16 protein-coding genes are annotated in these 18,219 nt (G+C 47.9%); 9 read left to right on the top strand and 7 right to left on the bottom strand.

Features of this window, described 5'->3' with window-relative positions; translation table 11 throughout:
- Positions 1-3 precede the first annotated feature (3 nt).
- From atoS to cobT, 3 genes are all read right to left on the bottom strand, one after another.
- Positions 4-1,842 (bottom strand): two-component system sensor histidine kinase AtoS, encoded by a 1,839-nt coding sequence (atoS, locus tag WJT86_RS05180; RefSeq protein ID WP_346336467.1) that lies wholly within the window; start codon positions 1,840-1,842, stop codon positions 4-6.
- A 94-nt stretch (positions 1,843-1,936) separates the two neighbouring features.
- Complete coding sequence (locus WJT86_RS05175) at positions 1,937-2,119, bottom strand: hypothetical protein (RefSeq protein ID WP_346336466.1); 183 nt, start codon at positions 2,117-2,119, stop codon at positions 1,937-1,939.
- Positions 2,120-2,288: 169 nt separating this feature from the next.
- Positions 2,289-3,329 (bottom strand): nicotinate-nucleotide--dimethylbenzimidazole phosphoribosyltransferase, encoded by a 1,041-nt coding sequence (gene cobT, locus WJT86_RS05170; RefSeq protein ID WP_346336465.1) that lies wholly within the window; start codon positions 3,327-3,329, stop codon positions 2,289-2,291.
- A gap of 129 nt (positions 3,330-3,458) precedes the next feature.
- Here cobT and cobS point away from each other — a divergent pair, with 129 nt between their 5' ends.
- The 3 genes from cobS to WJT86_RS05155 are packed head-to-tail and all read left to right on the top strand — an operon-like array spanning position 3,459 to position 5,198.
- Positions 3,459-4,307 (top strand): adenosylcobinamide-GDP ribazoletransferase, encoded by an 849-nt coding sequence (cobS, locus tag WJT86_RS05165; RefSeq protein WP_346336464.1) that lies wholly within the window; start codon positions 3,459-3,461, stop codon positions 4,305-4,307.
- A complete protein-coding gene (locus tag WJT86_RS05160) occupies positions 4,298-4,501 on the top strand; it encodes a DUF1289 domain-containing protein (RefSeq protein WP_346336463.1) in 204 nt (67 codons plus the stop codon). The genes cobS and WJT86_RS05160 overlap by 10 nt, the downstream gene beginning before the upstream one ends.
- A 4-nt stretch (positions 4,502-4,505) precedes the next feature.
- Positions 4,506-5,198: a TIGR02281 family clan AA aspartic protease gene (locus WJT86_RS05155; RefSeq protein ID WP_346336462.1), complete on the top strand. Its 693-nt coding sequence runs from the start codon at positions 4,506-4,508 to the stop codon at positions 5,196-5,198.
- 3 nt (positions 5,199-5,201) lie between these two features.
- On the opposite strand, the gene dusA is transcribed toward WJT86_RS05155, so the two are convergent.
- Together dusA and WJT86_RS05145 are read right to left on the bottom strand one after the other, a co-directional pair.
- On the bottom strand, positions 5,202-6,224 hold the full coding sequence (gene dusA, locus WJT86_RS05150) for a tRNA dihydrouridine(20/20a) synthase DusA (RefSeq protein WP_346336461.1): 1,023 nt from the start codon (positions 6,222-6,224) through the stop codon (positions 5,202-5,204).
- A 186-nt stretch (positions 6,225-6,410) separates the two neighbouring features.
- Complete coding sequence (locus tag WJT86_RS05145) at positions 6,411-6,626, bottom strand: hypothetical protein (RefSeq protein ID WP_346336460.1); 216 nt, start codon at positions 6,624-6,626, stop codon at positions 6,411-6,413.
- Between the two features lie 283 nt (positions 6,627-6,909).
- Here WJT86_RS05145 and WJT86_RS05140 point away from each other — a divergent pair, with 283 nt between their 5' ends.
- From WJT86_RS05140 to WJT86_RS05135, 3 genes are read left to right on the top strand one after another with little or no spacing between them, the layout of a single operon-like run.
- Positions 6,910-7,929: an ABC-three component system protein gene (locus tag WJT86_RS05140; protein ID WP_346336459.1), complete on the top strand. Its 1,020-nt coding sequence runs from the start codon at positions 6,910-6,912 to the stop codon at positions 7,927-7,929.
- Positions 7,862-8,155, top strand: coding sequence for an ABC-three component system middle component 8 (locus WJT86_RS12285; RefSeq protein WP_407066911.1), 294 nt, complete (start codon positions 7,862-7,864; stop codon positions 8,153-8,155). The genes WJT86_RS05140 and WJT86_RS12285 overlap by 68 nt, the downstream gene beginning before the upstream one ends.
- A gap of 2 nt (positions 8,156-8,157) precedes the next feature.
- On the top strand, positions 8,158-9,966 hold the full coding sequence (locus WJT86_RS05135) for a DUF2326 domain-containing protein (protein WP_346336458.1): 1,809 nt from the start codon (positions 8,158-8,160) through the stop codon (positions 9,964-9,966).
- A 106-nt stretch (positions 9,967-10,072) separates the two neighbouring features.
- Here WJT86_RS05135 and WJT86_RS05130 read toward each other — a convergent pair whose 3' ends face one another.
- Both WJT86_RS05130 and WJT86_RS05125 read right to left on the bottom strand, forming a co-directional pair.
- Positions 10,073-10,705, bottom strand: a complete 633-nt coding sequence (locus WJT86_RS05130) for an urease accessory protein UreE (protein WP_346336457.1) — start codon at positions 10,703-10,705, stop codon at positions 10,073-10,075.
- 37 nt (positions 10,706-10,742) lie between these two features.
- A complete protein-coding gene (locus WJT86_RS05125; protein WP_346336456.1) occupies positions 10,743-11,183 on the bottom strand; it encodes a VOC family protein in 441 nt (146 codons plus the stop codon).
- A gap of 175 nt (positions 11,184-11,358) precedes the next feature.
- Here WJT86_RS05125 and WJT86_RS05120 point away from each other — a divergent pair, with 175 nt between their 5' ends.
- The 3 genes from WJT86_RS05120 to WJT86_RS05110 all read left to right on the top strand — a co-directional run bounded on the left by WJT86_RS05120 (position 11,359) and on the right by WJT86_RS05110 (position 18,204).
- Positions 11,359-12,753, top strand: a complete 1,395-nt coding sequence (locus tag WJT86_RS05120) for a cation diffusion facilitator family transporter (protein WP_346336455.1) — start codon at positions 11,359-11,361, stop codon at positions 12,751-12,753.
- Between the two features lie 80 nt (positions 12,754-12,833).
- Positions 12,834-15,464, top strand: coding sequence for an aminopeptidase N (pepN, locus tag WJT86_RS05115; protein ID WP_346336454.1), 2,631 nt, complete (start codon positions 12,834-12,836; stop codon positions 15,462-15,464).
- A gap of 415 nt (positions 15,465-15,879) precedes the next feature.
- Positions 15,880-18,204, top strand: a complete 2,325-nt coding sequence (locus tag WJT86_RS05110; RefSeq protein ID WP_346336453.1) for a sensor histidine kinase — start codon at positions 15,880-15,882, stop codon at positions 18,202-18,204.
- The last annotated feature ends 15 nt before the right edge of the window (positions 18,205-18,219 follow it).

The raw sequence follows: 18,219 nt of genomic DNA, 5'->3' as shown, positions 1-18,219 counted from the left end.
ACCTTACACTTCCTTATGCTTTATCGGGAAACGCAAGATAACCGTTGTACCCTGCCCTTCAACACTCTCAATATCTATTTCACCGTTATGGCCAGTCACAATGCGATGCACGATCGACAGACCGAGGCCTGTCCCCGTTGGCTTCGTTGTATAGAATGGGGCGAATATCTTCTCGCGATTCCGTTTCGAGATTCCGCAACCATCATCAGAAATACGTATTTCAACTTCATCAGCAGACAATTGCTTTCCTGAAACCGTAACCGTGCCCTGTGTTTCAATCGCCTGCACAGCGTTGAGGAGAAGGTTAAGCAGAACCTGCTTGATCAATTCACCGTCAATTTCAACTTCCGGCTCATTCTCATCGATATCAAGAATAAACTCAATACGCCCAGAAACATTACGCGTTTTAACCAGAACAAGGGCATCCTTGACCAGATCACCCAGTTTAGCCATCTGATAATGCTGCGGCGTGGGTCGCGCAAAGCTCAGCAACTGCCGGATAACGCGGTTGATGGAATCAACTTCCTTAAGAATGATCCCCGTATATTCTTTACGTTCATCCGGACTTGCGCCTTCATCAAGGAACTGAACAAAACCACGGATAGCTGTCAATGGATTACGCACCTCATGTGCAACACCGGCAACAAGCTCACCAAGAGCTGCGAGCTGTTCTGCCCTTTCCATATGACGCATCATATTCTTGGTCTGGGAAATATCGCGCATAAAAATGGCAGCGCCAATATTTTCACCCTGTGCATTACGGATTACATCTGTGGAAGCCATCAGGTGCACCATCCGGTTATGCAACGGGTAATCAATTTCAATATCTGTATATTTCGTGCCGTTACGCAAAGTATCGAGCAATGGGCCAAGAAAGCCCTCCTCAATCACAATCGGGCTATGGGTATCCTCTGATGGCGGGAACAGTTCATAACAAGAGCGATGTAAAATCTCCTCAGGCGCGAACCCGATAATACGTTGAGCAGCCGGATTAATCATCGTAACGCGCAAGTCATTATCGATTGTGAGAACGCCATCGCCCGTACTGGACAGAATATTCTCGTTGAGGCTGCGGGCCTCCATAAGAGCTGAAGCCATCTTATTGGCACTGACGGCAATTTCACCAAGTTCCCCACGGAGCTCTGGCAAAGGCTTCCCCAGATCATACTCCAGCTTGAGCAGACCGCCTTTAATCTGGTCGACTTCCCGACCAAAATTTCTTGAGAGAAAGAAAACAAAGACAAGACTAATGAGCAAGCCTATGGCCATAACAGCCATGACGCTCCAGTCCATTCGCGCCATCTGGAGCTGCACACTGTCATAGAACTCGTTAGCCCAAACATAGCCAACAACTTCTCCATTCCGCTCAATCGGTTTCATGGAGTTCATGATATTGCCACGAACCTGACTGCCGTAAGCCAGTACGGGTTCATTGGCCTCCATCACGTAGCGGCCCATGTGATCTTTACTGATAGGCTGCCCAACAACATAGCCATAATCACGCGTAGGTGCATAAGTGATCATGACATCAAGCCCACGGTGGTAATAACCGGCCCCTAGACCTGGATAGGCATTGACGACTTTTTCAGCCAAAGGTGACGTGCGCCGATTGAGAAGCTCAATGATTTCATGACGGCTAAGCTTTTTCTCTTCATCCGTCAGAACATAGGCATCTGCCAGAAGGTCATCGAGAAGCCTTGTCGCGCCGTATAGCTTTTCACTCTTTTCTGCCAGCAGCGCATCACGACCCTGGATGTCGACGATATAGGCAATAATCATAACAGGGACGCAGATCATCACGCCGACCAGCAGCGCAATACGTCTACGTAACGTTTGAGGCATTACCAGCCGCAATAAAGAAGTGAGCCTAAAGCCCTTAGAACCCAACCTGCTCAAGAAGTTATTTCTTTTTTTTCTAGTGTGACCCCCAGCCTGCTTAACGACGTGTCATTGCAAGATAACCAATAAACGCAATCAGCAGACCTGAAATGATATACTTGAAATATTCTCTCGCTTCTGGCGAGGGCCCCTCTATTGATGGCCCATCAATATTGCCATTGACCAGCACAAAAACCACGCACAGTGTCAGGGCAACGATAGACAGAATACGAATATTCAATGCAACATCCTTTTTTATCTCGTTTTTCTTATAGGACACTGCAACAGAATTTTAAATAAAAAAAGGCGCGGCATAGCCGCGCCAAGGGTCTCGATGAGGTTGGGAACAACAACTACTAACCTAGACCCACCTATACATACTGAATGTGCGTCAAATCACTCGCAGTATATTAATGCGTATGTTCAGACGTTGCCCCTGAAACACCAGCCTGATCAAATGTTGCCATACCATTATGCATTTGCACGGCAGCCTTAATAACCCCCATTGCCATAGCAGCACCCGTTCCTTCACCCAGATGCAGACCTAAAGCCAGAAGTGGTATTTTATTTAGACGTTCCAGAACATCACGATGGTTGCCTTCTGCGGACATGTGTCCGGCAACACAATGATCTAGAGCAGAGGAATCAATCTCGTGAAGAACAGCTGCTGCTGCTGTTGCAACATAGCCATCAATAACAACAGGAATACGCTGAACGCGTGCAGCAATAATGGCTCCTGCCATAGCTGCAATCTCACGACCACCAAGGCAACGCAGAACCTCAAGCGGATCATAAAGGAGCGCTTCATGACGCTTCAAACCAGCTTCAACAGCTGCAACTTTACGTGCAAAACCAGCATCATCAACGCCTGTTCCACGACCAACCCAACTCTCAGGCTTACCACCATAGAGGGCTGCAAAGATGGCCGCAGCCGAGGTTGTGTTACCGATACCAAGCTCACCAATAGCGAGAACGTCTGTCTCACCTGCCAAAGCTTCCATACCAAAAGCCATTGTTGCGACACAGGCCTTCTCATCCATTGCTGGCTCCTCAACAAAATCTTTGGTTGGCATATCAATTGCCAGATCAAAAACCTTGAAGCCAAGGCCATAGGCCGTGCAAATCTGATTAATAGCGGCGCCACCTGCTGCAAAATTCGCCAGCATCTGGTGATTAACTTCAGATGGGTAAGCCGATACACCACGCTCAGCAACACCGTGGCTACCGGCAAACACGGCCACCAGAGGGCGATCTATACTCGGCTGTGCCTTGCCCTGCCAGCCCGCCAGCCATTCTGCCAGCCACTCAAGACGCCCCATGCTTCCCGGTGGCTTGGTCAGCTGCTGATTGCGTTTGCGAACCGCTTCAACAGCATGATCATCAACCGATGGAAATGCACTGATTATCTGGCGAATATCTTCAAATGGAGAGTGTTTTGACTGGTCAGGCATAGCTTTGTCCGTCATACAGGTTTAGGTGAGCGACTGCAGATACGCAGCTGTATAACCGATAACAACAGCTACTTGCAGAATAATAATCTGCATGTGCTATAGCCCCTTGATTGGATTCGGAAAAGTCAATTGAGCAACAAAGATCAAACACCTGACCAGACAACGCCACAAAGCAAGGGCTATCTGTCACCTATATGGGCGGTTGCTCAGTGCCTTCGGTTTTACTCACGGCTACCTATTCCACCCTTACCCGGCGAGCCGGATCCTTATGGGGCTCCAAACTTTGACCACATGCCCCGCGCCCTTCCTTTTGCTGGGATGTTGATTGGGTTAATTGGTGCTCTGGTACTTTGCCTGACAAGCTGGCTGTTCAGGAATGACATGGTTGCTGCCGGGCTTGCGATTGCCGCTATGACATTCATAACCGGTGCCTTTCATGAGGATGGACTGGCAGATACGGCTGACGGGTTTGGTGGCGGAGCGACAATTGAACGACGCCTTGTCATCATGAAAGACAGTCTGATTGGCTCATTTGGGGCATCAGCACTGGTACTTGCATTCATCGTTCGTGTGTCTGCTTTGGCTGGTGTATCAGGCGGCCTGACCTTATTGGGCAGTGCTACCTGCATCGTGATTGCTGCCTTCCTCTCCCGAATCTCGGCACTCTATATTCTTGTTGCCCTACCTTCTGCCCGCTCGGATGGCATGTCTCGATCTGTTGGCAGGACATCATGGCCCAATTATATTTCCGGCCTTGTCATTGCATGGGTCCTGGCGCTTTGTCTGGGATATGTTTGTGGTCTGCCACTCGCTGGTATCTATCTTGCACCTTTGAGTGCCTTATTAGTCAGTTATCTGATGGCCCGGTTCTCCAAACGAATGATTAATGGCCAGACAGGCGATGTTGCGGGAGCCGCCCAGTTGCTTGGCGAAATTGCTGTTTATCTCAGTGTACTGGGAAGTCTGGCATGGCAGTAATCTCTCCATGCATCAACATCTGCGAGATTGATAAAATCAGCAATCTCTGTCGCGGTTGCCATAGAAGCCTCCGTGAAATTGCGTCGTGGCGCGAACTATCAGATACAGAACGTCAGAAAATTATGAGCATGTTACCCAATAGAAAAACACTGATTGGAAACCCAAAAGCTCAGGACGTTATCAGGGAGCAGTAAATCAATGTGGAGTTTGACAAGTCTCTCCATCGCCTTTCTGGCACTGGCCTTACTTGCCTTTACAGACCTGAAACAACCTCTGCTTGGTTTTAGCCCTGTGGAGATTGCGTGTTTTCTGGCCTTTCTCGCACTACTCTCTGCCCTTGCTGGCCGCGTATTCACTCATATCCGGCGCCATCAACCATGGAAGTTAAGCGCGGCTGTCGCCCTGATCTTTGCGCTTCTGCCAGCCATTATTTATGTCAGACAAGATGATTTTGCCGCTTATATGGATAACTGGATCAGCAATATTCAGCCCGGTCGTGTTGCTGAGAATAAGGCTGGCGAGCTTGTAACAATCAAAAGTGGTGAGAATAGCTTCACGTTGGTTGGCAACATTGATGGTTATCAGACGCGTTTTGCCTTCGATACGGGGGCGACAACCGTTGTGCTCATGCATGAAACGGCTGTTGCGCTTAAAATAGACGTCGACAACCTTGAGTTTTCTCAACCCGTCTATACAGCAAATGGCAGAACCAAGGCCTCCCCTTACAGGATTAAGGCAATCACCATCAGCTCAATTACGGAATATGATGTCCCGGCACTCATTGCCCAAAAGGGAAATCTGTCAGAAAACCTGCTTGGAATGACCTTCCTCAATCGGCTTTCTTCATATGAAGTCCGGGGTAATCGGCTTATTTTCAGGAAAGCGAACTAAAAATCAGTTCGCCGATTCAAGGATTTCCTGCTGGCGGATTGTCTGCTGACGGATAAGTTCAACAGCCTGATGTAAAACTTCCAGACCAGCCTCACGCTTAACCGCTTCTGTCGCCAGATGGCGGCGGTAAAGCCGGGCACCGGGTTGTCCCGCAAACAACCCAAGCATATGCCGCGTCATCTGGCTTAAACGCTGGCCCTGTTCTAATTGCGAAGCGATATAAGGCTCATAAGCTTCAACAGCCTCGAAAGAGTTTCGGACTGGCCTATCATCTTCGAAAAGACGCTGATCAACCTCTAAAAGCATTTCCGGTTCCTGATAGGCTGCGCGGCCAACCATGACCCCATCCATATGCTCAAGCTGCTGGGTAATCGTTTCCCAGTCTGCGATACCACCATTAATAGCCATGGGAATATCCGGATACATCTGCTTCAAGCGATGAACCAATGGATAATCGAGTGGCGGAACATCTCTGTTCTCTTTAGGTGATAAACCTTTCAGCCAAGCCTTGCGGGCATGGACAATGAGAGCATCCACACCAGCCGCAACAACCTTTTCAGCAAGCGTAAACAGAGCGACTTCCGGCTCCTGATCATCCACACCAATACGGCACTTGACTGTGACAGGAAGAGATACGACGGCCTTCATGGCAGAAACGCATTCTGCAACGATTTCAGGCTCAAGCATCAAACAGGCGCCAAAAGCACCATTTTGAACCCGGTCAGACGGGCAACCAACATTCAGGTTGATTTCATCATAGCCATAGTCAGCACAGATACGGGCACATTCCGCCAGATCTTTCGGGCTGGAGCCCCCAAGCTGCACGGCAACCGGATGCTCCGTCTCTCCATAAGATAGCAGTCTTTCGCGTGGCCCATACAGAATAGCGCCTGTCGTTACCATTTCGGTATACAGCAGTGCATGACGACTCAAGACACGGTGAAACGCCCGGCAGTGACGATCAGTCCAATCCAGCATAGGCGCTACAGAAAAGCGCATTCCACCATCTCTATAATTCTTTGTCATTGTAGTCTAATAATTCAAATGCAGAGCCTGACAGTTATCCTGTCGCTCTTTAGCCTTACTCTCGCAAACCTATAAACCGCTTTCATGGATCGTGCAAAACAAAGGGCGTGAAGAACGAGAGAATTCTCCCATTGTTCACGCCCTTTAAAACCTGTTTAAGACAAATAAGTCTTAGACTCTCCGGTTTCAGCAGGACTGAAACAGGTAATAGCCATTCAGTTTAACGCAAGCATTCGCTGACGCAGCATGGAAATCACTTGGCCATGCCTTGTCGCCTTCACCAATCTTGCCGGACATTTCCCAGGCGCCTTCTGTCAGGAAGCCGGGTACGGCTTTACCTTCAGGAACAGCGCAGCAAAAATCGGCTTCCGACTTGCGACGAAAAAGAATGAATGTGTTCATGTCTTCCTCCTTTTCATGCATGGGACCCTCTTAGGTTCAATCCCTATCCATGGTGAAGTTCTAAAAGGCGACCTTGGCAGGAGTATGACAAGTTTCTAACCATATCGTGACAAAGCAGCCTTAGTTGCGTCTTTTTCGTTAATTTCAACTGAACACAAGCTTAACAATATCGTTGGTCTTCGTTCATTCGTTCTATTCCTAAGCCTGCCCCTACAAAGTAAGAGGTAATTAGGAGGAGATATTAAAATGAGGACGAACCTGTGATTGCAATACATGAGCCATTGTGTTTAGTTGGTTCGCGAAAATAAAAATTTTCTATATTTCTAAGACTATGACACCACGCGACTACAGACTTCATGAATTAAATGAGGATGAGTTTGAGAAACTCGTCGTTCGCATCTGTGTGCGTTGGCTTGGAGAAGGTGTTTCACCATTCGCCAAAGGGAAGGATGGTGGTCGTGATGGAAAGTTTCACGGCACTGCGAACTCATTTCCTAGCGAAACTTCACCGTATTCGGGACATTTTGTTCTTCAGGCGAAGCATGTTGGAGCACCCAATAAATCATGCTCTGATTCTGACTTCGCCACACTCCTTCGCAAAGAGCACCCTAAAATCGAACGTCTGAAAAACCAAGGTATATGTGATCATTATTTATTATTCACGAACAGGAAATACTCAGGCGGTACTGACGAAAAATATATGAAGGAACTTTCTGCACTGGGTATAACGTCAGCAAACATCATAGGGGTTGAGAAGCTACACATTACGCTTGATGATAATGCTGATATTCGGGAAACTTTACCTAATCAGCTAGCCCCTTCGCCGCTCCGTTTTGATGCGGACGATCTCGTTGAGGTTATCAGGGCACTTAGTGAGTATACGAAAGATCATACGGATAGCGTTTTTCAAAGCGCGATCGATTTTGGAAAACTTAAGACGCCGTTGAAAAATAGGCTTAATGGAGTTTCTGACGAATACTACCGCCAAATGATTGTTGCTCAATCCATGCAGCATTTTGAACGTGTTGGGCAGTTTCTACAAAATCCGCGCAATGAAGAATTTGCAGCACTTTATCATGATGCTGCAGACGAGCTAAAGCAAAAAATTATAACTAATCGCTCTCAATTTGATACTTTTGATGATATTTTTACGTATATGTACGAACAAATTCAGCAAAAAAAGGACGCACTTAGAGGCAAGCGGCGACTAATCACACTCTTGCTTCACTATATGTATGTCAATTGTGATATTGGTATCAAACAACAAGACGAAAGCAAGGATCTCACTTATGCTGACGCCTAAGAAGTACCTTAACCTTGATACCTCGCTATTGCGAGTGTTTAGTCTCCTCCTTCGCGAATTACAGAAGCGGGGTGTCTATGAGTTTGATAAGTTGAGGGCCTTTGTCATACGTCGTGTTGGGCCTGACGGTGAGCTCTCATTTCTACCTGCACTTGACCTTCTTTTCTTGCTTGGGCGAGTGGAATACCATATCAAAAATGACACTCTCGAATACAAAGCAGATTGAATATGCAAATCAGTCATATGTATTCAAATCAACCAGATATTTTTGCCCCGATTGTTTTCAATCATGGGGCAGATTCAAATCGGCTTAATGTTGTGCTTGGTGACGTTAAGCATCCAAAGGATCGTAAAAAAAGTTCACACAATCTTGGTAAGACGACTCTTTTGCATCTAATAGACTTCATGATGTTAAAGGGATGGTCAAAAGAAAATTTTCTACATAAGCATCGTGATCGCTTCGAGAATTTTATTTTTTATCTAGAAATTGCCCTTAATAGCGGTGAATACGCGACAATTAAGCGAAGTGTAAAAAGCCCCACACGTATAGCATTAACGCGTCATAAAGAGGCCAATCAAAATCTTAATAAGGCTGATGATGATGCGTGGGATCACCCTGATTTACCAATTGAAGAAGCGATCAAACTTCTTGATGCTTGGTTGGACTTACGCACACTGAAGCCTTACGATTATCGTAAGGCCCTTACATATTTTTTGCGAGCTCAGGGCGATTGGGCGGATGAACTCCAACTGCAGAAATTTCAGGCTGGGCGCGATCTTCATTGGAAGCCATTTGTTGCGCATCTCTTTGGTTTCAATCAGACTGCGATAATGCGGAAATATGAATTGGATGATTTAATCCAAAAATTGCAGGTAAAGCAAAGCGAGCAACAGGCGGAGGTTCAATTCAAAGAGGAAGACCTTCCCAAACTTACGGCTGAGCTCAGCGTATTACATCAGCAGGTCGAAGAAATTGAAACCCAACTTGATGCATTCCGATTTGATAACGAAGAACGTAATATCATGCGGGAGCTTGTTGAAAATATTGAGCACGAAATTGCTGTACTTAACCAGAAAATCTACGCTGACAGATACGATATTAGTCAAATCAAAAGCTCTTTGAAGCACAAAGATAAATTCGACTTGAACGAAGTTCAATCCATCTTTATGGAGGCAAAACTTCACTTTCCAGATCAGTTGAAAAATCAGTACGAGAATCTTGTCAAATTTAAAAAGGAAGTAACTCAGGAGCGAAATGCAACGCTCCGAAAGCGTTGCAATGAACTTGAGATTAGTCTTCGGCAGTCAGAGGAGCGTAAAACCGAACTAGATCTACAGCGTGAGCAACGTCTTAAAGTGTTACGATCGACAGATACTTTTGAGAAATTTAAGGCACTTCAAAAAGACATTGCTAAACAGCGAGCTCAGTTAGTTTACCTTGATGAGCAACATAAAAAGCTTTCTTCTGTTGTTGAGACAGCTAGACAGGTTCGTGAAGCAGAGCGCGACAGAGGACGTGTCGTTGATGAAATAAAGGCAATGCTTGCAAAGCCAACTAAGATATATGAACGCTTTACACGGATATTCAATGAGTATTGCCAGAGGGTTTTAAACCATGATGGCATCTTCTACTTCCGAGTGAACTCCAACAACAATCTTGATTATGAAATCAGTTTGGGATTAACTGGTCAAAAAGGCGTCGCGTCAAGCCAAGGTGACGGAACCAGCTTTAAGAAGCTAACGTGTGCGCTCTTTGATCTTGCATTGTTGCGTGTTTATGAGGATATCCCATTCTTTCATTTTGTCTATCACGATGGTATTTTAGAAGCACTTGATGATCGTGTGAAGTTATCCTTTCTGGAGATTGTACGAGAACAGGTTAGTCATAGAAAACTGCAGTATATCATGACGCTCATTGCCTCTGATCTGCCTCGAGATGAGGAAGACCAAATTGTGACCTTTGCTGATGACGAGATTATTTTACGTCTCCATGATGGAGAGCTGAACGGTAGGCTTTTCAATATGGGAAAGTTTTAAGCACATACCTAAATGCAAATTTAGTACTACTGTTGGTCTTCATTCATGAAAAAAGCCGGCTATGTTTCCATAGCCAGCTTATTTATTTTAAAGGTTAAGCCTGTGCTTAATCGTGCTTGTGATCATGCCCGTGGTGATGATCATGTTTACCATGCCCACCGCAGCCGCATTCGCCATGATCATGGTGGTCATGTTTGTGCTCAGCATGGTGGCTATGGTCATGACCGTGACCGCCGCACCCACAACCCTCACCATGGTCATGATGATGGTGGTGATGCCCATGATCGTGATCATGATGACAGCAATCATGGCTATGGGCAGCCTGTTCCGGATTGAATGGGCGCTCAACAGCTTCCGAAGAGCAGCCCTGCCCGCGTACCAGTTCTTCCAGAGCAGCACTTCGTTCGACAAACAATGCATCAGCTGTTGCTTCAACCAAAGCATGCTGTGAACCAAGCTGCCATGCCAGACGCACAAGACGCAGCGGGTTCTCAGCTGTTACCTTAAGCAGGTTTTCATTCGCAGCCTTAACCAGCAACAGTTTCCCGTCTTCAAGCTTAAGCGCGTCGCCGTCCTTAAGGTTCGGGGCCTTATCTGAAGCGAACTCAGCTTTAGTACCGTTTTCACCAAACAGGCTCATAGATTTCTGCTGCCGCGCCTCATGATCAAGAACGACAGTATCAATTATGAGATCAGCTTTGACAGCCGGTTTACGGGTAACACTTACAACACGAAGCATAACGGGACTTTCTTTTATCTGAAGTCAGAACCAGTGATTACCATGTGCCAGAGTTTGGCATGGAAACCCAAGGTTCCTGTACCGGCAAACTACCATTCTTCTGGATAAGCTCAATAGAGATACCATCAGGTGTCTTGAAGAATGCCAGATGACCATCACGTGGTGGGCGGTTTACTTCAACACCTGCATCAAGAATACGCTGGCAAGCGGCATAGAGATCATCAACATAAAAGGCGAGATGCCCGAAATTACGACCACCTGTATAGGTATGATCACCCCAGTTATAGGTCAGCTCAATACAAGGCACGACACCATCTTTATGAGCTTTCACATCATCTTCCGATGCCAGAAATACGTTTGTGAACTGGCCCTTTTCGCTATCATAACGACGGATCTCGATAAGACCGAGCGTCTTGTCAAAGAAGGCAATTGTTTCATCCAGATTGGATACACGGATCATGGAATGGGCGTATTGCACCGGATTATCTCCACTTATAAGAATAATGCACTAGCTGTACTCCTGCTCTATGACAGGATAAAGCGCGTTTTAACACACCTGATATGCGACAGGCTCTCTAAATCTCTTAAGATGACTTTTCGTTATACGTAAAACCGTTTAAGCGAACATAGCAGTTAATTAGCGGGTATCAACAATGGCTCATGCAGGACACGATCATTCCAACCTAAAGGAGACGGTTGCATTCCGCTCAATTCTCGTCAGCGCTTTCATTACGATTGCCAAAGCAATAGGCGGTGTATTAACCGGCTCTCTGGCTTTAATATCGGATGCACTGCACAGCCTGCTGGATGTCGTCTTCACGACAATCACGTGGCTGGCCATTCGCAAAGCACACCAGCCAGCAGACGCAGATCACCAGTTTGGTCACGGTAAAATAGAATCAGTTGCAGCCCTTATCGAAACTGTTTTCCTTCTTTTACTCGCAGGCATTATCGGCATTGAAGGTGTTAAGCGCCTGAGCACAGGCTCAGGCGAAGTCATCCCGCACTGGTTTGCAATTGCCATCCTTTTTGCAGCCATTGGCTTAGATGCATGGCGCTGGTTCACACTGAAGCGCGTTGCAAAAGCAACCAACAGTGAAGCTCTGGAGGCTGACGCCCTTCACTTTGCATCAGATCTTGTAAATTCAGTAATGGTTCTTGCCGCTCTTGTCGGGGTATGGCTTGGCTTTAAGCAGGCTGATGCGGTCGCGGCCCTCATCGTTGCTGCTTTCATTGCCGTCTCAGGTATCAGACTGGCTATTCGCACCATCAATACACTGATTGATACGGCACCCGCTGGTATCTCTGAACTGATCCAGCGCACTGTTGAAGATATTCCAGGTGTGGCCGTCGTTGAAAATGTCAGGGCACGACCAGCAGGCGGCGACGTCTTTGCTGAAGTTAATGTGCTTGTTTCAAGAACATTACCACTCGATAAGGTCGTGAAAGTCAAAGACAACATCACAGAGGCAATTCAGAAGGTCGTACCGAACGTCGACCTGACGGTGATTGCCAACCCTGCTCAGCTTGATGATGAAACGATGTTTGAACGTGTCATGCTGATTTCTGCAAAACAGCGCCTTCCACTACACAACGTTATTATTCAAAACATTGATGGCAAGCTTAGCGTCAGTTGTGATCTTGAAGTTGATGGACGTCTCAGTCTGGGAGCAGCTCATATGCTGGCAACCAAACTTGAAACGGCTATCCGTAACGAATTTGGCGAAGACACAGAAGTCGATACACATATTGAACCTCTGAACCCCAAACCTTTAAGCGTTTGTGATTTACGCTCGAAGGAAAATGAGAAGATTGCCCTTTGCCTGAAAGAAATGGCTCAATCCATTGGCCTGATTGAAGACATTCATTCTGTCAGAGCACGAACATCTGATGCAGGTCTGGTTGTGAATTATCACTGCTATGTTGATGCATCAGAAAACGTTACCACGGTTCATAAATGCGTTGATCAGCTTGAGCGTATGTTCAGAAGCCAGCACCCTGATGTCATCCGTGTTGTGGGCCACGCAGAACCGAAGCGCAAAGCTTAAACAACCGGCTAATTGAAATCATCCTGAAAGATACCAGCTTTCAGGAACAATCTACCGACCAGCTTTCTGGAAGAAGAGAAATGAAAACAGATACCACCCCAATCGTTCGTCTCGAAGATTATCGCCCCAGTGATTTCCATATCGAGAAAGTACATCTGGATATTTCTCTTCACCCAACTGAGACACGCGTCATCAGTACCATCACGCTACTGCGTAATCCTGCGGGGAACCCAAGTGCGCCACTGGCCCTTGATGGTGATGAACTGGTTTTAAAGTCTGTCAAAATTGAAGGCGAAGAAGTCTCTCCTTCAGATTATGAGGCTACTCCACAATCATTGGTCATTCGCAAGTTTCCTGAGCGCGTCTTTGACCTGACCATTGAGACAGCCCTCAACCCCACAGCCAATACAAAGCTCATGGGCTTGTACCGCTCTAACGGCATCTATTGCACCCAGTGTGAAGCTGAAGGTTTTCGCCGGATCACCTACTTCCTTGACCGCCCGGATGTCATGACAGTTTATACGACACGTCTTGAAGCAGATCGGAACGATGCACCCGTGCTACTTGGTAACGGCAACCCGAATGAGCGTGGAGATGTACCAGATAGCAACAGACATTATGCAATCTGGCATGACCCCTTCCCTAAACCTGCCTATCTGTTTGCCGTCGTCGGCGGAAACCTCGACCATGTTGGTAAAACATTCAAGACTATGAGTGGTCGTGATGTTGATATCGCGGTCTATGTTGAAAAAGGTAAAGGTGACCGGGCTGATTATGCCCTTGATGCACTTGAACGCTCCATGCGGTGGGATGAACAAACCTTCGGTCGTGAATATGATCTGGAAGTCTTCAATGTTGTCGCCGTCTCGGACTTCAACATGGGCGCCATGGAAAACAAAGGCCTGAACATCTTCAATGACAAATATGTTCTTGCCTCGAGTGAAACCGCAACTGATGGCGATTATGCCGGCATTGAATCCGTCATTGCCCATGAGTATTTCCATAACTGGACAGGCAACCGCATTACATGTCGTGACTGGTTCCAGCTATGCCTCAAGGAAGGCCTGACGGTTTTCCGTGATCAGGAGTTTTCTGCTGATGAGCGCTCACGTCCAGTCTGCCGGATATCTGACATCAAAACGTTACGCGCCCGTCAGTTCCCTGAAGATGCAGGCCCTCTCGCCCATCCTGTACGGCCTCCGCAGTATAGCGAAATCAACAATTTCTATACGGCAACCGTCTATGAAAAAGGTGCAGAACTCGTCCGTATGCTCAAAACCCTGATCGGGGCGGACGCCTTCCGCAAAGGCATGGATATCTATTTTGATTCCTGTGACGGCACAGCCGCTACCATGGAAGACTTCCTCGGTGCGTTTGAGCAAAGCTCTGGCAAAGATCTCTCCCATTTTGCCAAATGGTATGGACAGGCCGGTACGCCACACATCACCGTCAAAGGCCATTACGACGCAACAGCCAAAACATATAAGCTTGATTTCACACAAGTGACCCAGCCAACACCCGGGCAGCCAAGCAAAGAGCCACTGGTTATTCCGGTTTCTCTCGGGCTTGTTACTTCAAAGGGTGATCTGCCACTTGATTGTTCCAGTGTGAATGAAAATGGTGTCTTCGTACTTGATAAGGCCTCCGACAGCATCGTCTTCAGCAATGTAAGCGAAGAGCCTGTACCTTCCGTCTTCCGGAACTTCTCAGCCCCTGTCAAAGTCTCATTGGAGCTTGATAGTAAAGACCTCCTGACACTCCTTGTTCACGACAGCGACCCATTCAACCGCTGGCAAGCTGCACAAACCATTGCAACGCGCCTTCTGGTACGGATGGTCAATGGGGAAGATTGCAAGGCAGAGATTGAAGCTTTCGCAAGCTCACTCCTTGAGTTCACCAATGAGACAGCTGCCAGTGACCCGGCCTTTACGGCTCTTGTCCTGACAATGCCGGGTGAAAGCGATATCATTCAGGAGATTGGTTCGGATATCGATCCTGATGCTATTTTCAAGAGCCGGACAATCTTGAAGCGTATTCTTTCCAGCGTCCTTTCGCCTGTTCTGGTACCGCTTTATAACTCTCTGGCAAATACAGGCCCTTATAGCCCGGATGCCGCCAGCGCAGGCAAGCGCTCCCTACGCAATCTGTTGCTTGACCTGATAGCCTGCAACAACAGTGCTGAAGGTGAAAAACTTGCACAGGCGCAAATCCAGTCTGCTACCAATATGACAGAGCACTTTGCAGCCCTTAGCGTATTAAGCCACATTCCTGGTAATGCGCGTGAAAACGCCTTTACAGAATTTGGCAAGCGCTACAGCAATGAGCCACTGGTTCTGGATAAATGGTTTGCCCTGCAAGCTGTCATTCCTGAAGAAAGCGTTCTGGGGCGTATTGAACGCCTTACCCAGAATCCTGCTTACGCAATCTCAAATCCAAACAGGGTTCGTGCTGTCTATGGCGCTTTTGCCATGTCAAACCTGACACAGTTCAACCGTGCAGACGGCAAAGGATATGACCTTCTCGCTGATCTCGCCATAAAGCTTGATAAGATCAATCCGCAGATTACAGCACGCCTTCTGACGGCTTTTGGCTCATGGCGTCGAATGAATGGCGTGAGACAGGCTCATGCTGAGGCGGCTCTGAAACGCATCGCCGCTCAACCTGACCTTTCACGAGATACGAGCGATATCGTCCAGCGCTCTCTCGCATAAGAACAACAAAGCCCCTCGTACATGCGAGGGGCTTTTTACTGGGTGATCGTATCCGATAATTATTTCTAAGCGGGCATATCTGTTTTTTCTACGCATGGATGTGGATATTTGCTTCAACAGCCCTCAAGTTACCCTCATCCATGAACGATCCTGCATTCAAAAACAGCCAACTGACTCTAACTAAAAGATTTTTCCAACTTCAAACTCAAGACCGCAAACTAGGGCTGTAAAACACTTCGGCTACTGCTGATTTTAGCGATATCCACAATTCATAAAATATAGTTAATTTTTTATCACCAAATTGCAGTTTTCATCTGGACAAATCAGCTGGCAATGATTCTATTAGTGGCGATTCGGGGAGATGCGGCACATCCTCCTGATGGGATGTTTTACTAGGATTCTGAAAGGACTTCGCATGGAGGCGGAGACCGCAGTCGCGCCTGTGCGCGCAGCGACCATACTTGGCATTGCCCGATCGGCAACCAACCCGGCATTTCGGCATATCGCACGCATGGAGCCATGGCTCCGTTATGTGATTCCGGCGCTCGTTGGCTGCTTCTTGCTGACACTTGCAACAGGTGTCTGGCTGCAGTCACGTGCAGCCCGTCAGGCTATCCTTGATGAAGCAATCGGCAACATTGATATCGTTGCAACATTGTCTGCAACGAAGTTTGACCAGACCCGCGCAATGACGGAAGTTTCCGATGCGATGGCGAAGCTGACGGCTTTTGCCAAGCTCCTTCCTGCCACTTCCCTGACACAGGGCCGCACACTGTTACTCACCAATGTTGATGGTGCTGTTCTTGCATCCTATCCAACTTCCCAGAACATTCCTTTAACTCTTGAAGCGCTCTTTGGCGCAGGCCAGCCTGTTACACTGTTTGCAGATCGCGCTGGTGTTATGACAGTCAAACTGGCTGACAGCTCAGAAGCGATCGCTACTGTCCGTAATCTGACGACCTCTGGTGGGTATATCGCCATCGTCCAGCCTATGAGCGATCTCTATGCTGGCTGGAATACCCGCACCATCAATCAGGTTGTTCTGCTCATCGCCATCATGATTGTTCTGTCCGGTATCGGCCTTGCCTACTTCCTGCAGGCAGAGCGCGCAACAGTTGCCGACAATATCTGCGAGCGTGTCCGTGAGCGTATCGACTCCGCCCTGAACCGTGGCCGCTGCGGCCTTTGGGATTGGGATATCGCCCGTGGCCGTATCTACTGGTCAGATTCCATGTACCAGATGCTTGGTTATGAGCGTGGCGAAGAATTCCTTTCCTTCGGTGAGGTCAATGCGATGATCCACCCTGAAGACCCTGATCTCTATGCGATTGCTGATCAGCTCGCCAATCAGGAGACATCTCAGGTTGATCACGAGTTCCGCCTGCGTACAGCTTCTTCTGACTGGGTATGGATGCGCGCCCGTGCAGAGATGATGCACAATGAGGCTGGTCGTGATGCCCATCTCGTCGGCATTGTTATCGACACAACAGAACAGCGCCGCCTGGAAGAAAAAACAGAAGCCAATGATGCCCGCCTGCGTGATGCAATTGAGGCCATCTCTGAAGCTTTTGTTCTCTGGGATAACAATAACCGTCTCGTACTTTGCAACTCAAAGTTCCGCCACCTCTACAACCTGCCAATGAGCGCCGTTGCACCTGGCATGACTTATGCAGAAGTGATCCAGCATGCCCGTGAGCCTGTCATCCGTCACAGCAACATGCAGAATGGCGCAAGCGATACACCTTACAGCTTTGAAGCTGAACTTGGTGATGGCCGCTGGCTGCAGGTTAATGAGCGCCGGACACGCGATGGTGGCTATGTCTCGGTTGGTGTTGATATTACACCACTTAAGAAACACGAAGAACAACTGCTTGAATCCGAGCGCCGCCTGATTGCAACGATCTCTGACCTTCAGGCTTCCCGTGAGCAGCTCGAAGATCAGGCACAGCAGATGGCTGACCTTGCAGAGCGTTATCTGGAACAGAAGGCAAAAGCTGAAACAGCTAATCGTGCCAAGTCTGAATTCCTTGCCAACATGAGCCACCAGCTCCGTACACCACTCAATGCCATCATCGGTTTCGCTGATATGATGAAGGCTGGCGTATTCGGAAAGCTCGGCTCAGAACGTTATGAAGAATATACTCAGGATATCCTGAATAGCGGCCAGAGCCTTCTGGGAGTCATTGAAGACATTCTCGAAATGTCACGCATCGAAGATGGCCGCCTCACACTCAATAAGACAGACGTTAAGGTCAATGAAGCCATTCATACTGCCCTGACTTCCATTCAGGAACAGGTTGATCTCAAGGGCCTCTCTGTCACGGTTGACGTTATCCCTGAAGAAATCTGCGTCCCGGCTGATCAGTCTGCGCTTCACCGCATTCTCGTCAACCTGCTCCAGAATGCGGCCAAATTCACTGATGACAACGGTTGCATCACCATCCGTACACGTCAGGCCCATGGCGCCATCAATATCTACGTTGAAGATAACGGCATCGGTATCCCGCAGCATGCCTTGCAAAAGATTGGCCGTCCATTCGAGCAGGTTGAGGCAGAATTCTCCAAGACTTATAAAGGCTCAGGCCTTGGCCTTGCGATTGCCCGCTCCCTGACAGAAATGCACGGCGGTTCATTACGCCTGCGCTCACAGGATGGCGTTGGCACCATCGCCCTCATCCACCTGCCAACAGGTGATCAGACATCTGCAACACAAATCGCTCTGGGGGATACGGTTCACTAAGTTAGCGTGGTAATA

It is taken from the genome of Hohaiivirga grylli (assembly GCF_039655745.1).
In the GTDB taxonomy this organism is placed as follows: Bacteria; Pseudomonadota; Alphaproteobacteria; order Rhizobiales; family Beijerinckiaceae; genus Hohaiivirga; species Hohaiivirga grylli.
Note: the sequence above shows the minus strand (reverse complement) of the source record. Positions and strands in the feature narration are given on the sequence as shown.

What these genes read in the sequence shown, in the direction of transcription:
- atoS (WP_346336467.1), bottom strand. Translation starts at nt 1,842, where the DNA reads ATGCCTCAAACGTTACGTAGACGTATTGCGCTGCTGGTCGGCGTGATG.
- cobT (WP_346336465.1), bottom strand. Translation starts at nt 3,329, where the DNA reads ATGCCTGACCAGTCAAAACACTCTCCATTTGAAGATATTCGCCAGATA.
- WJT86_RS05160 (WP_346336463.1), top strand. Translation starts at nt 4,298, where the DNA reads ATGGCAGTAATCTCTCCATGCATCAACATCTGCGAGATTGATAAAATC.
- WJT86_RS05155 (WP_346336462.1), top strand. Translation starts at nt 4,506, where the DNA reads ATGTGGAGTTTGACAAGTCTCTCCATCGCCTTTCTGGCACTGGCCTTA.
- dusA (WP_346336461.1), bottom strand. Translation starts at nt 6,224, where the DNA reads ATGACAAAGAATTATAGAGATGGTGGAATGCGCTTTTCTGTAGCGCCT.
- WJT86_RS05145 (WP_346336460.1), bottom strand. Translation starts at nt 6,626, where the DNA reads ATGAACACATTCATTCTTTTTCGTCGCAAGTCGGAAGCCGATTTTTGC.
- WJT86_RS12285 (WP_407066911.1), top strand. Translation starts at nt 7,862, where the DNA reads ATGTCAATTGTGATATTGGTATCAAACAACAAGACGAAAGCAAGGATC.
- WJT86_RS05135 (WP_346336458.1), top strand. Translation starts at nt 8,158, where the DNA reads ATGCAAATCAGTCATATGTATTCAAATCAACCAGATATTTTTGCCCCG.
- WJT86_RS05130 (WP_346336457.1), bottom strand. Translation starts at nt 10,705, where the DNA reads ATGCTTCGTGTTGTAAGTGTTACCCGTAAACCGGCTGTCAAAGCTGAT.
- WJT86_RS05120 (WP_346336455.1), top strand. Translation starts at nt 11,359, where the DNA reads ATGGCTCATGCAGGACACGATCATTCCAACCTAAAGGAGACGGTTGCA.
- pepN (WP_346336454.1), top strand. Translation starts at nt 12,834, where the DNA reads ATGAAAACAGATACCACCCCAATCGTTCGTCTCGAAGATTATCGCCCC.
- WJT86_RS05110 (WP_346336453.1), top strand. Translation starts at nt 15,880, where the DNA reads ATGGAGGCGGAGACCGCAGTCGCGCCTGTGCGCGCAGCGACCATACTT.